The 13,053-nt window shown below is 37.7% G+C and carries 19 protein-coding genes; 16 read left to right on the top strand and 3 right to left on the bottom strand.

Annotated features, from left to right (window positions below):
* Positions 1–20: 20 nt before the first annotated feature.
* The 15 genes from rplO to rpsI all read left to right on the top strand — a co-directional run bounded on the left by rplO (position 21) and on the right by rpsI (position 10,378).
* Positions 21–461, top strand: coding sequence for a 50S ribosomal protein L15 (gene rplO, locus EC501_RS05450; protein WP_122971288.1), 441 nt, complete (start codon positions 21–23; stop codon positions 459–461).
* Complete coding sequence (gene secY, locus EC501_RS05455) at positions 461–1,753, top strand: preprotein translocase subunit SecY (RefSeq protein WP_122971289.1); 1,293 nt, start codon at positions 461–463, stop codon at positions 1,751–1,753. Before rplO ends, secY begins: the two co-directional genes overlap by 1 nt.
* 65 nt (positions 1,754–1,818) lie before the next feature.
* A complete protein-coding gene (locus tag EC501_RS05460; RefSeq protein ID WP_122971290.1) occupies positions 1,819–2,475 on the top strand; it encodes an adenylate kinase in 657 nt (218 codons plus the stop codon).
* Positions 2,476–2,896: 421 nt separating this feature from the next.
* Complete coding sequence (infA, locus tag EC501_RS05470) at positions 2,897–3,115, top strand: translation initiation factor IF-1 (RefSeq protein WP_016839390.1); 219 nt, start codon at positions 2,897–2,899, stop codon at positions 3,113–3,115.
* A gap of 37 nt (positions 3,116–3,152) precedes the next feature.
* Complete coding sequence (rpmJ, locus tag EC501_RS05475) at positions 3,153–3,266, top strand: 50S ribosomal protein L36 (RefSeq protein WP_000868344.1); 114 nt, start codon at positions 3,153–3,155, stop codon at positions 3,264–3,266.
* Between the two features lie 23 nt (positions 3,267–3,289).
* A complete protein-coding gene (gene rpsM, locus EC501_RS05480) occupies positions 3,290–3,655 on the top strand; it encodes a 30S ribosomal protein S13 (RefSeq protein ID WP_122971291.1) in 366 nt (121 codons plus the stop codon).
* A gap of 25 nt (positions 3,656–3,680) precedes the next feature.
* On the top strand, positions 3,681–4,070 hold the full coding sequence (gene rpsK, locus EC501_RS05485; protein ID WP_036172483.1) for a 30S ribosomal protein S11: 390 nt from the start codon (positions 3,681–3,683) through the stop codon (positions 4,068–4,070).
* 141 nt (positions 4,071–4,211) lie between these two features.
* On the top strand, positions 4,212–5,156 hold the full coding sequence (locus EC501_RS05490; protein ID WP_122971292.1) for a DNA-directed RNA polymerase subunit alpha: 945 nt from the start codon (positions 4,212–4,214) through the stop codon (positions 5,154–5,156).
* Between the two features lie 48 nt (positions 5,157–5,204).
* Positions 5,205–5,585 carry a 50S ribosomal protein L17 gene (gene rplQ, locus EC501_RS05495; RefSeq protein ID WP_122971293.1) on the top strand — a complete coding sequence of 127 codons (381 nt, stop codon included), beginning with the start codon at positions 5,205–5,207 and terminating at the stop codon, positions 5,583–5,585.
* A 504-nt stretch (positions 5,586–6,089) separates the two neighbouring features.
* On the top strand, positions 6,090–6,935 hold the full coding sequence (locus tag EC501_RS05500) for an energy-coupling factor ABC transporter ATP-binding protein (RefSeq protein WP_122971294.1): 846 nt from the start codon (positions 6,090–6,092) through the stop codon (positions 6,933–6,935).
* Entirely contained in the window at positions 6,911–7,783 is an 873-nt protein-coding gene (locus EC501_RS05505; protein ID WP_122971295.1) for an energy-coupling factor ABC transporter ATP-binding protein, read from the top strand. The genes EC501_RS05500 and EC501_RS05505 overlap by 25 nt, the downstream gene beginning before the upstream one ends.
* Complete coding sequence (locus EC501_RS05510; RefSeq protein WP_122971296.1) at positions 7,780–8,577, top strand: energy-coupling factor transporter transmembrane component T family protein; 798 nt, start codon at positions 7,780–7,782, stop codon at positions 8,575–8,577. The genes EC501_RS05505 and EC501_RS05510 overlap by 4 nt, the downstream gene beginning before the upstream one ends.
* 16 nt (positions 8,578–8,593) lie before the next feature.
* Positions 8,594–9,334 (top strand): tRNA pseudouridine(38-40) synthase TruA, encoded by a 741-nt coding sequence (truA, locus tag EC501_RS05515; protein WP_122971297.1) that lies wholly within the window; start codon positions 8,594–8,596, stop codon positions 9,332–9,334.
* 191 nt (positions 9,335–9,525) lie between these two features.
* Positions 9,526–9,963: a 50S ribosomal protein L13 gene (rplM, locus tag EC501_RS05520; RefSeq protein WP_122971298.1), complete on the top strand. Its 438-nt coding sequence runs from the start codon at positions 9,526–9,528 to the stop codon at positions 9,961–9,963.
* Positions 9,964–9,985: 22 nt separating this feature from the next.
* Positions 9,986–10,378, top strand: a complete 393-nt coding sequence (gene rpsI / locus EC501_RS05525; RefSeq protein ID WP_106781794.1) for a 30S ribosomal protein S9 — start codon at positions 9,986–9,988, stop codon at positions 10,376–10,378.
* Positions 10,379–10,439: 61 nt separating this feature from the next.
* On the opposite strand, the gene EC501_RS05530 is transcribed toward rpsI, so the two are convergent.
* The 3 genes from EC501_RS05530 to EC501_RS05540 are packed head-to-tail and all read right to left on the bottom strand — an operon-like array spanning position 10,440 to position 12,556.
* Positions 10,440–11,642, bottom strand: coding sequence for a tyrosine-type recombinase/integrase (locus EC501_RS05530; RefSeq protein WP_158599669.1), 1,203 nt, complete (start codon positions 11,640–11,642; stop codon positions 10,440–10,442).
* Between the two features lie 43 nt (positions 11,643–11,685).
* Positions 11,686–12,117: an ImmA/IrrE family metallo-endopeptidase gene (locus EC501_RS05535; RefSeq protein ID WP_421930386.1), complete on the bottom strand. Its 432-nt coding sequence runs from the start codon at positions 12,115–12,117 to the stop codon at positions 11,686–11,688.
* A gap of 19 nt (positions 12,118–12,136) precedes the next feature.
* Positions 12,137–12,556: a helix-turn-helix domain-containing protein gene (locus tag EC501_RS05540; RefSeq protein ID WP_122971301.1), complete on the bottom strand. Its 420-nt coding sequence runs from the start codon at positions 12,554–12,556 to the stop codon at positions 12,137–12,139.
* Positions 12,557–12,730: 174 nt separating this feature from the next.
* Here EC501_RS05540 and EC501_RS05545 point away from each other — a divergent pair, with 174 nt between their 5' ends.
* The gene (locus EC501_RS05545) at positions 12,731–12,961 is read left to right on the top strand and encodes a helix-turn-helix domain-containing protein (RefSeq protein ID WP_158599670.1); all 231 of its coding nucleotides are present in this window, start codon (positions 12,731–12,733) and stop codon (positions 12,959–12,961) included.
* The last annotated feature ends 92 nt before the right edge of the window (positions 12,962–13,053 follow it).

The following is a 13,053-nucleotide window of genomic DNA, read 5'->3' on the forward strand; positions in this document are numbered from 1 at the left end:
AACAAGGAGGTGCCACCTATATGAAACTTCATGAGTTAAAACCAGCTGAAGGATCTCGTAAAGAGCGTAACCGTGTTGGTCGTGGTATCGGTTCTGGTAACGGTAAAACTGCAGGTAAAGGTCATAAAGGTCAAAACGCTCGTTCTGGCGGCGGCGTTCGTCCTGGATTTGAGGGGGGTCAAAACCCACTATTCCGTCGTTTACCAAAACGCGGCTTTACGAACATCAACCGTAAAGAATTCGCTATCGTTAACCTTGATGCATTAAACCGTTTTGAAGATGGTGCAGAAGTAACACCTGCATTATTGTTAGAAACAGGTGTTGTGAGCAACGAAAAAGCTGGAATTAAGATTCTAGGTAATGGAACTCTTAACAAAAAGCTTTCTGTTAAAGCTCACAAGTTCTCAGCTTCAGCTAAAGAAGCGATTGAGAACGCTGGCGGAACAACTGAGGTGATTTAATGTTTCAGACAATCTCAAACTTTATGCGCGTTCGAGATATACGAAATAAAATCATTTTCACCCTATTAATGTTGATTGTTTTCCGTATTGGAACATTTATTCCAGTACCTAACGTCGACGCTAATGTATTAAAGGTAGCCGATCAATTTAATTTAATTGGTTTCCTTAATACATTTGGCGGTGGTGCATTGTCTAACTTCTCAATCTTTGCATTGGGAATTATGCCTTACATTACTGCTTCAATTATTGTTCAATTGTTACAAATGGATGTTGTTCCGAAGTTTGCTGAATGGGCAAAACAAGGTGATGTCGGTCGACGTAAGTTGGCTCAATTCACTCGTTACTTAACGGTTGTTTTAGCTTTCATACAAGCAATTGCTATGTCATTTGGTTTTAACCAAATGTATGGTGGATCGTTAATCACGGATACAAGCGTGTTATCATATATCACAATTGCACTCGTATTAACTGCAGGTACCTCTTTCCTATTGTGGTTAGGAGAACAAATTACGGCTTACGGAGTTGGTAATGGTATTTCAATCATTATCTTCGCAGGTATCGTTGCTGCCATTCCAACAACAGTAAACCAAATCTATGCACAACAAATCGAGGGTGCTGGTGATCAGCTATTTATTAAAATTGCTATCTTAGTATTACTTGTATTAGTTATGCTGGCAGTTGTAGTTGGAGTTATTTACATTCAACAAGCGTTGCGTAAAATTCCAATTCAATATGCAAAACGAGTTGCGGGTCGTACTGGTCATGGTGCACAACAAACTCATTTACCGTTAAAAGTAAATGCTGCAGGGGTTATTCCAGTAATCTTTGCCATTGCGTTCGTTGTTACACCTCAAACATTAGCTACGTTCTTCGGCCAAAATAGTGTTACTTCGTTTATTCAAAATACTTTTGATTATACGAAGCCTATAGGGATGATCATCTATATTGCATTGATTATTGCTTTCACATATTTCTATGCATTTATTCAAGTGAATCCTGAAAACTTGGCTGACAACTTGAAAAAACAAGGTGCATACATTCCGGGTATTCGTCCTGGTAATGATACACAAAGTTACTTAACAAAAGTTTTATACCGTTTAACATTTGTCGGTGCTATATTCTTAGTAGTTATTTCTGTAATGCCAATACTATTTATTAACTTTATGAACCTACCTGCTTCGGCACAAATCGGTGGTACTAGTGTAATAATTGTTGTTGGTGTTGCTTTAGAAACAATGAAACAATTAGAATCTCAACTGGTTAAACGTCACTATAAAGGCTTTATGAAATAATATGCAGGTTTTAGGAAACTTAATTGTTTCCTAAGCCAGCTAGCTTTAAGGGGGAGTCATTACGTATGAATATCGTTTTAATGGGTTTGCCTGGTGCTGGTAAAGGTACTCAAGCAGACAAAATTGTTGAGAAGTACGCAATCCCTCATATTTCTACAGGCGATATGTTCCGTGCAGCTATTAGTGCTGGTACAGAATTAGGTTTAGAAGCTAAATCGTATATGGATAAAGGTGCACTTGTGCCGGATGAAGTTACGATTGGTATCGTTCGTGAACGACTTGCACAAAAAGATTGTGAAAAAGGTTTCTTATTAGACGGGTTCCCACGTACAGTTCCACAAGCAGAGGCTTTAGATAGCATCTTAGAAGAACTTGGGAAGAAAATTGATCATACAATCAATATCCAAGTTGAAAAAGATGAACTAATTGCACGTCTTAGTGGTCGTCGTATTTGTAAAACTTGTGGTGCATCATATCATGTTATATTTAACCCACCAAAAGTGGAAGGTAAGTGTGATAAAGATGGCGGCGAATTATATACACGTGCGGACGATAATCCGGAAACGGTAGCCAACCGTCTGGAAGTAAATATGAATCAAGCTCAACCTTTACTTGATTTCTACCAAGCTAAAGGTGTTTTAACGAATATCGATGGACAGCAAGATATTGAAAAAGTTTTTGCTGATCTTGACGCTCTATTACTACAGGGCAGCCGCAGCTGATACCCGGCATTAGGCGAAAGTCAAACTGCTTTTCGCGGTAGATTGCGGGTGCAACAAAAAACTTTATGAGAGTTGCAAAAGCATATTGTGCCCGGTATACACTAGAAGCAAAAGGGATAAAATCTATTTTGTGGAAAAGTGTAATGGGTTTCGTGGAAGCATCTGTGTAACGGGTATGAATCTCTCATCCAAAGACATTCCGGCTATCGTGAATAACATAAGGAAGACTTTCCTAACCGGAAGTTGTCATTCCCTGGATTGTGTGAAGCGAAACCAGACGAGCGTCTTTCGAACATCTCTCATACAATCCAAGCATATGTTGATGGAGTTGCTTCTAAGTTGGAAGAAAACAGTTGCACAGATTCTCTTAATCATGTATGTTAGAGAATCGGAAAACGCATATAGAAGGGAGACAGGGTTGATGGCGAAAGACGATGTAATTGAAGTCGAAGGAACAGTTGTTGAGACTTTGCCAAACGCGATGTTTAAGGTAGAATTAGAAAATGGACACACGGTGCTTGCACACGTATCTGGAAAGATTCGTATGCACTTTATCCGAATTTTACCTGGAGACAAGGTTACTATCGAGTTATCTCCATATGATTTAACTCGCGGTCGTATCACATACCGTTTTAAATAATCTTTTGCACTCCGGAATATTAAGGAGGTTGGGTTAGATGAAAGTGAGACCATCTGTGAAACCGATCTGCGAAAAATGTAAAGTAATTCGCCGACGCGGTAAAGTAATGGTAATCTGTGAAAATCCTAAACATAAACAAAAACAAGGATAATTATAAAGGAGGTGCTCTAGCGAATGGCACGTATTGCTGGTGTTGATATTCCTCGCGACAAACGCGTGGTAATTTCATTAACTTACATTTACGGAATTGGTAAAACTACATCTCAAAAAGTATTAGCTGCTGCTGGTGTTAACGAAGATACTCGTGTGCGCGATCTTACTGAAGATGAATTAAACAAAATCCGTGAACAATTAGATAAATACAAAGTTGAAGGTGACTTACGTCGTGAAGTTTCACTTAACATTAAACGCTTGATGGAAATCGGTTCTTTCCGTGGTATCCGTCACCGTCGTGGTTTACCTGTTCGTGGTCAAAATACGAAAAACAATGCGCGTACGCGTAAAGGTCCTCGTAAAACTGTAGCGAACAAGAAAAAATAATAAGTAAAGGGGGTTCCTTCTTAACATGGCTCGTAAACAACAAACTCGTAAACGTCGTGTGAAAAAAAATATCGAATCTGGTATTGCACACATCCGTTCTACATTTAACAATACAATCGTAACGATTACAGATATGCAAGGTAACGCAGTATCTTGGTCTAGTGCTGGTGCGCTTGGATTCAAAGGCTCACGTAAATCTACACCTTATGCTGCTCAAATGGCTGCTGAGGCTGCTGCAAAAGCATCCCTTGAACATGGTCTGAAGACGTTGGAAGTAACTGTTAAAGGTCCTGGTGCTGGTCGTGAAGCTGCTATTCGTGCACTTCAAGCTGCTGGTTTAGAAGTAACTGCAATTAAAGATGTTACTCCAGTTCCACATAACGGTTGCCGTCCGCCAAAACGTCGTCGTGTGTAATGGGTGCATCTCAAAGTACTTTTGAGTTCATCATTGCTTGTACAAAACAAATTCTTGTGCAAATCTTATAAAGTCAATCGATTTTGACTATTATGATGTTATGAACCTATACATTCGATGTTTTGAAGGAGGGTAAATTGAATGATCGAAATTGAAAAACCAAAGATTGAAACTGTTGAGATCAGCGAAGATTCCAAATATGGCAAGTTTGTTGTAGAACCGCTTGAACGCGGATATGGAAACACTTTGGGTAATTCTTTACGTCGTATCCTTCTGTCTTCTTTACCAGGAGCTGCTGTTACATCTATTCAAATTGATGGCGTATTACACGAATTCTCAACTGTAGAAGGCGTAGTAGAAGATGTTGCTTCAATTATCTTGAATATTAAAAAGCTTGCACTAAAAATCTACTCTGACGAAGAAAAAGTTATTGAGATTGACGTGAAAGGTGATGCAACGGTTACAGCTGCTGATATCACGCATGACAGTGACGTGGAGATTTTAAATCCGGACCTATATATCGCAACAATTGCTAAAAATGGTCATCTTCGTATGCGTATGTATGCTCGCCGTGGCCGTGGATATACTCCTGCTGATCAAAACAAACGTGAGGATCTTCCTATCGGCGTGATCCCGATCGACTCTATTTACACTCCAGTTTCACGCGTTAATTTTCAAGTGGAGAACACTCGTGTTGGACAGAATTCTGATTTCGACAAGTTATCACTTGATGTGTGGACAGATGGTAGCATCGGTCCAAAAGAGGCGATTTCGCTCGGAGCAAAAATTTTAACTGAGCACCTTAATATCTTTGTAGGCTTAACGAATGAAGCACAAACTGCTGAAATCATGGTCGAAAAAGAAGAGGATCAAAAAGAAAAAGTTTTAGAGATGACGATTGAAGAACTAGATCTTTCTGTTCGTTCTTATAACTGCTTAAAACGCGCTGGTATTAATACAGTACTGGAACTTGCGAATAAATCAGAAGACGATATGATGAAAGTGCGCAATCTTGGTCGTAAGTCACTAGAAGAAGTAAAAGCTAAATTAGAAGAGCTTGGTTTAGGATTACGTAAAGAAGACTAAGCGAAGACATCTATTTTATGCAGATCAGATATAAAGGAGGGAACATCCATGGGTTACAGAAAACTTGGTCGTACAAGTTCTCAACGTAAAGCTTTATTACGTGATTTAGCTACTGACTTAATCGTTAACGAACGTATTGAAACAACTGAAGCACGTGCGAAAGAATTACGTTCTGTAGTTGAAAAAATGATTACTTTAGGTAAGCGTGGAGATTTACATGCTCGTCGTCAAGCGGCTGCATTTATCCGTCGTGAAGTAGTAACAACTACTGATGAAGAAGGTAACGAATCAACTTCATTTGCACTTCAAAAGCTATTTAATGATGTTGCACCACGTTACGCTGATCGTCAAGGTGGTTACACTCGTATCCTTAAAGTAGGACCTCGCCGTGGTGACGGTGCACCTGTAGTTGTAATCGAATTAGTTTAATATTCTAATTCTATAACGAAAGGTAAGAGGGTGTCCGGTTCACCGGTTGAACCCGGACCCCTCTATTTTTATAATGTGTTTTTCACATTGATGTATACACGAATAGTGTCTATACAAATTGATTTATACGACAATAAAATGGCTTGAGCGTTATAATGAGCGGGCACTTCATGTGTGGCGTCTCGTCTAGCTCTCCGCACCTCATTCAAAAGAACACGGAAATGAGCAGCCGTGTTCTTATTATAAATGTAGAAGTAAAGCGCATTTCTCTTGAATGGGGTGCGCGCTTTTTTATTCTCTTAATAATGGCAAAGGATACCAATTTGCTAGTTTTTTTATTTATACATATACGAAAATAAAGTACGTTTTTAATCAAAGTGGAATTTCATCGTGATTTGAAAACGTACCTTATTTTTATATATGTCACCTATTTCTAAGGGTAGCATTACAGCACAAAACAGTGTAATTTAGTTAGTAGAGCGCCAAAGAGAGGAGCTAAGATTAGTGACCGAGATTTTATCGTTTCAAAACGTTAGTTTTTCATATACACCAGATCAACCAGATAAACGAAAGGCAGTACAAAATGTTTCCTTCTCAGTCAATGAAGGAGAATGGATTGCAATCGTTGGTCATAACGGTTCTGGTAAATCAACAATGGTCAAGCTAGTAAGCGGATTACTTTTCCCTCAGGAAGGTGAAGTCCGTGTTATGAGAAATGTATTAACAGAAGAAAATTTATGGGAAACCCGTTCAAATATAGGGATGGTTTTTCAAAATCCTGATAATCAGTTTGTCGGTGCTACTGTTCAAGATGATGTAGCATTCGCCTTAGAAAATAGCGGTGTTCCTTATGAAGAGATGGTTGAGCGTGTACACACATCCCTATCTCAAGTGAAAATGGACAAGTTTTTAAATCATGAACCTCATCATCTTTCGGGAGGACAAAAGCAACGGGTTGCCATTGCAGGCGCCATTGCCATGAAACCGAAGCTACTTATTTTAGATGAAGCAACCTCCATGTTAGATCCACAAGGTCGAGATGAAGTATTAAAAACGGTTCGTGAATTACGTAAAGAAATTGGTTTAACGGTACTTTCCATCACCCATGATGTGGAAGAAGCCCTTTTTGCAGATCGTATTTTATTTATGAATGATGGGAAAAAATACGCGGAAGGGACACCGTCTGAAATATTTGCCCTTGGCGATAAGCTGATTGAGTTCGGTTTAGAACTGCCTTTTGCCATGAGGATGACAAAGCTGTTCCAATCAAAGGGTGTACAATTAGCAGGACAACATATGACAGAAGAAGAGTTGGTGAATGATCTATGGACATCAAACTTCAACAAGTAAGCTATGCCTATTCAATGGGGACACCTTTTGAAAAGTATGCTTTATTTGATGTAGATTTAACAATCCCCCATGGTACGTATCAAGCGATTATTGGTCATACAGGTTCGGGTAAATCCACTATCCTACAACACTTTAACGGTCTTTTAAAGCCGTCTAAAGGCCAAGTACATATTGGGGACCGATTAATTGTTGCAGGTAAAAAAGCAAAAGAGTTAAAACCCATTCGCCAAAAGGTTGGGATTGTCTTTCAATTTCCAGAGCACCAACTGTTTGAAGAAACGGTATTAAAAGATATTATGTTTGGACCGATGAATTTCGGTGTATCTGAGGAAGTAGCAGAGAAAAGAGCGAGGGATTTAATCAAGCTTGTAGGCTTACCAGAGGAAACTTTAGAAAAATCGCCCTTTGACCTATCTGGCGGTCAAATGCGTCGTGTAGCGATTGCTGGGGTCCTTGCGATGGAACCTGAAGTCATTGTACTTGATGAACCAACTGCAGGATTAGATCCACGGGGCCAAAGGGAAATTATGGACATGTTCTACTCCCTTCATAAAGAACGTCATTTAACAACGATTCTCGTAACTCATAGTATGGAAGATGCTGCTCGTTATGCAGATAGCATTGCTATTATGCACGAAGGGAAATGTGTTTTAAGTGGTACACCACGGGAAATCTTTGCAGATAGCAAGACTCTTGAACAGTATCGTCTTGAACCGCCTCATATCGTTCGATTTCAGGCGAAAATTGAGCAGTTGATGAATCAACCATTATCTCGAATTTGTTTAACAGAGGAAGAACTGGCAGATGAAGTGGCACGTGCCTTACGAGAGGGGCGTGACAACCAATGATGGAAAAAATGATCTTTGGCCGATACATTCCAGGAGATTCTTTTGTTCATAAACTGGATCCTCGTTCCAAACTAGTTTTTGTTTTTGCCTTTATTATTGTTGTCTTTTTTGCTAATAACGTAATGACGTATGCTTTCCTAATCGCATTTACATTACTTGTTATATTCATGTCACGGATCCGTCTATACTTTTTATTAAACGGATTAAAACCGATTATCTTTTTATTAGTGTTTACGTTTTTAATTCATATATTTTTTACGAGGGAAGGCGATATTCTTTTCGAACTCGGTTTCTTTAAAATATATGAAGAAGGGTTAAGACAAGGTGTTTTCATTTCAATTCGCTTCTTAGTATTGGTCTTAATGACTTCCATTTTAACGTTAACGACTTCCCCAATCTCGATTACAGACGGGATTGAAGTGTTGTTAAATCCTTTGAAAAAGTTAAAACTACCTGTTCATGAATTAGCATTAATGATGTCGATTGCCTTACGTTTTATTCCAACGTTAATGGACGAGACAGATAAAATTATGAAAGCTCAAATGGCCCGTGGTTCCGATTTAAGTGCAGGTCCAATGAAAGAAAGAATCAAAGCGGTTGTACCTCTTCTTGTTCCTTTATTCGTTAGTGCGTTTAAAAGAGCAGAGGATTTAGCGACAGCGATGGAAGTGCGCGGTTATCGTGGAGGAGAAGGACGTACCCGTTACCGACAGCTAGAATGGCATTGGCAAGATACAATTAGTCTAATAGTGCTAGCGGCAATGACCGTATTATTAGTCTTGTATCGTAGCTAATAGCGAGGTGAAGTAATTGAGACGTTTAAAAGTAACAATAAGTTATGATGGGACACTTTTTGCCGGTTATCAAGTACAACCAGGAGAACGGACAGTCCAACTGGAGCTAGAGAATGTACTAACAAAAATGCATAAAGGGGAAAAGGTTAAAGTGACAGCAAGTGGTCGCACCGATGCCCGTGTCCATGCTACTGGACAAGTTATTCATTTTGATACGTCTCTAGCGATTCCGGTTGAGCGTTATAAAAAGGCATTAAATGTCCAGTTACCTCGTGATATTCGCGTATTAGCTGTGGAAGAAGTAAATATCGACTTCCATGCAAGATATAGTGTATCAGGAAAACGTTATCGTTATATTTGGAGCTGTGAAGAGGAGCAAAGTCCTTTTCGTAGACATTACACTGTTGAAACAAATGGGTTGAAACCAGATGTCGCAAAAATGGAAGAAGCAGCCCAATATATTATCGGAACCCATGATTTCACATGTTTTTGCGCGGCTAATACAAGTGTCGTTGATAAAGTACGTACCGTTCATTCTTTAAGCTTTTCGTGGCATGGTGAAGAACTACATATGGTGATAGAAGGCAATGGCTTTTTATATAACATGGTTCGAATTATTGCTGGAACACTTTGGGAAGTCGGTATTGGTAAACGACAAGCGAAGGAATTGGAGGAAATCATTGCTTCTATGGATCGTGGGAAGGCAGGTAAAACCGCGCCAGCACACGGTTTGTATTTGGAAAAAGTGTTTTATTAACTGAGGAAATCAATCGTTTAAAGGAAAAAACAACTTTCCCAGGTGTGCAACTTTTTTGCTTGACTTCCTTGCGAAAATATTATATTATGACATATGGTATTTTCATTACCAACCACAAATAAGCCCCGAAACTTATTAAGTGTATACTAATGAAAAATAACGGTAATCGAATCGATTAGGAGGATATATAAATGCGTACAACATTCTTGGCTAAAGGTCATGAAGTAGAGCGTAAATGGTTAGTAGTGGACGCAGAAGGCCAAACTCTTGGACGTTTAGCTTCTGAAGTAGCTTCAATCTTACGCGGTAAACATAAACCAACATTCACACCAAACGTTGACACTGGTGACTACGTTATCGTAATCAACGCAGACAAAATCGAATTAACAGGTAATAAATTAGAAGGTAAAATTTACTACCGTCACACTCAATTCGCAGGTGGTTTAAAACAACGCACTGCAGGCGAAATGAAAGAAAAATACCCAACACAAATGATCGAATTAGCAGTAAAAGGTATGCTTCCTAAAAACTCTTTAGGTCGCAAAATGTTCGGTAAACTACATGTTTACGCTGGAGCAGAACACCCACATGCTGCACAAAAACCGGAAAGCTATCAGCTACGCGGATAATTAATTAGAGGAGGATATACCCTTGGCACAAGTTCAATATATCGGCACAGGTCGCCGTAAAAGCTCAGTAGCTCGCGTACGTTTAGTACCAGGCGAAGGTAAAATTGTTATTAACAATCGCAACATCGAAGACTACTTACCATTTGAAACTTTACACTTAATCATCAACCAACCATTAGAAGCAACTCAAACTAAAGGTAGCTATGATGTATTTGTAAACGTAAACGGTGGTGGATTCACTGGTCAAGCTGGTGCAATCCGTCACGGTATCGCTCGTGCGTTACTACAAGTTGACCCAGATTTCCGTCCAGCACTTAAATCTGCAGGTTTACTAACTCGTGACCCACGTATGAAAGAACGTAAAAAATACGGTCTTAAAGGTGCTCGTCGTGCGCCTCAGTTCTCAAAACGTTAATATATTTACGTTTTAAGGCTCTTTTCACTTCGGTGAAAAGAGTCTTTTTTATTGGCTAAATCTACTTTTGATGATGTTTTGATGATGTTAGCTCATTTTGAGAATCTATAGAGTTATTTCTATTCATATATTCCATGAATTTATTTTGTACATCTTCTTTTGTATCCTCGGTGATGTGAGTGTAGATGTTCATAGTTGTATCAATTCGAGCATGTCCTAAACGTTCTTGTACTTCTTTCATTCGAGCACCAGCAGCAAAGAGCAATGAAGCGTGTGTATGCCGTAATCCATGGAATTTAATCTCTCTAAAACCAAACCGTCTACAAAGAGATGTTAGTATCTCGTTTGGATAAGCTAAACGAAGAGGTCTAAATTCATCACGGATAAAGATAAATTTATCTTCTATATTCACTTTACCTGCAGCTAATCTGGATGCTTTATTTGAAAGAATTAGCTTTTGTAATAAATCCCAAGACTCATCATCAACTTTTATAGTACGTAATGCTTTTTTTGTTTTTGGAGTTAAGAGTTTATAAACGTTACCTTTTGCCCAATACAAGGTCTTTCTAATTCTTATTTCCTTTGTATCTTCAATCAAATCTTCTTCTCTCAAGGCTAACAATTCTCCTTTACGTGCACCTGTATATAGCGCTAAACGGAATAATACAAAATTTCGTAATTCTGTATTTGTTTCCGTTAAAAGTAAAAACGTCTCTATTTCTTCTTTACTCCAAAAACCATCATATGGTTCATCATCATTCTCTTCTCCATTTTCAGATCTAGTTTTAGAATAAACTACATATTCCATTGGATTATCAGTAATGTACCTTTTACGTTTAGCATATTTAAAGACTAAATTTAACTGGATACCATAGTCTCGTGCCGATTTAATTTCCTCTTCCAACTTTTCAATAAACTTTTGACAATAATCCTCTGTAATTTCATCAATCAGAAGTTTGGCAAAGTGCGGTATAATCTTACTGTCAAATTTACTTTTTTTCGATTTCATTGTAGGTTCTTTAAGTTTTTTCGATTCCTCTTGAAACCATTCTTTAAATACTTCTTCAAATGTCAACTTTGCAAATGTCTTTTTCCCTAGCTTAATGTCTTCTTTTATTAATTCGTAGTAGTTAACTGCTTCACCTTTAGAAGTAAAACCTCGCTTAGTAACAGGTTTATTTTCACCTGTTTGTGGATTTTTTATGTAGTACTGAACTAGCCAACGTTGACCTTTTTTGGTTTTATATTTTTGGTAAGATGCCAAGATAACTCCTCCTTTAAGGGAATATATGTTCGATTTAAGGCTGTTAAAAAAGCTTCTCACATTTTAATTTCACAAGTTCGACAGGAACTTGATGTAAAGAAGCAATAACATATATATTGTTGTATCCTATAAAACTTTCATCCGGTATAAGTAATTCAGCAGCAAAGCGGTTTGCTTCGCGCTCTATTTTACTTATTGAAAAAAGTGTGTTTTTTCTCATAAATGGTGTATTTGATCTTATATGTAATATTGCGTGACCAAGCTCATGTGCACATACTATAAGTTGTTCTTCATCAGATAAATTACTATTTATATAGATTATTCGATTACGCTTTTCATACTGATAAAAGCCATTTATTTCTTCGTGTAAATCCATCTTAATTACATGAATATTTAATAACTTAGCTAATTTATATGGGTTCCTTGTATTATACTTTTTGTACAATTTCTCCACTATCACCTTTATCCAATCCATCAGAATCCCCCAAACCGAATTACTCTTCTTTGTCTCTATATTTTTTTGGGATAAACTTTTTGTTGGCTTTTTTAGCTAATCTAACACCAAACTCCATTGCTTCCAACAAAGATTCTCTTGCTTCATCAGAAATAGGTTCACCATCAAAAGCAAGTCCTTCAGCATTCATAAGATCTCTTCTTAACTCCTCAACCCGTTTAGCTATGTCCTTTTCATCTTTATCGCTGAATTGTTTATTTACAGTATTGTTGCCTAGTAACCATTCTGTAGATACTTCATATAAGTTAGCCAGTTTTTTTAACATTTCAGTATCAGGATCTCTATAATTTCTCTCGTAACCTGATAGTGCGCCGTTTGTAATCCCTAATTTAGTAGCAGCCTCTATTTGTGTAAAACCCTTTAACTTCCTAGCTTCTTTCAATCTTTCTCCGAGTGTCATATTGCACCTCTTTTCTAAACGTAACGTTACTTTTAAATATACACTTTTAAACGATAAGTTAAAAGATTTTTAACGAATCGCTTATTTTTTTAATATTTATGGTTGACTTTAACGTAATGTTTAATTTATAATGAAAACAAGTTAAGCGTTTCGTTTAATTTAGGAGGTGAAAACTTGGTAGATGTAAATAAAAACATCGAGAAGGTTCGTTTAAGTAAAGGTATTACTAGAAAGTTTGTTGCAAAAAAATGTGGTAAAACACAGCAGTGGTATTGGAAAGTAGAAAAAGGTCTAATTATACCCGATGCTGTAAATTTACAATTGATAGCTAAAGCACTAGAAGTAGATGTAAAAATTTTTTTTGAGAACAAATTAAACGATACGCTTAATACAAAATTGGCATAGGAGGTAAGAAGGTGGAAATGAAGATCATTATAATCACCTCACATTTAAGGTGAATATAACTAAAGTTATGATTGCAGACTTAAAAACTTAGT

The sequence above is a fragment of the Lysinibacillus halotolerans genome, assembly GCF_003711845.1.
Classification (GTDB): Bacteria; Bacillota; Bacilli; order Bacillales_A; family Planococcaceae; genus Ureibacillus; species Ureibacillus halotolerans.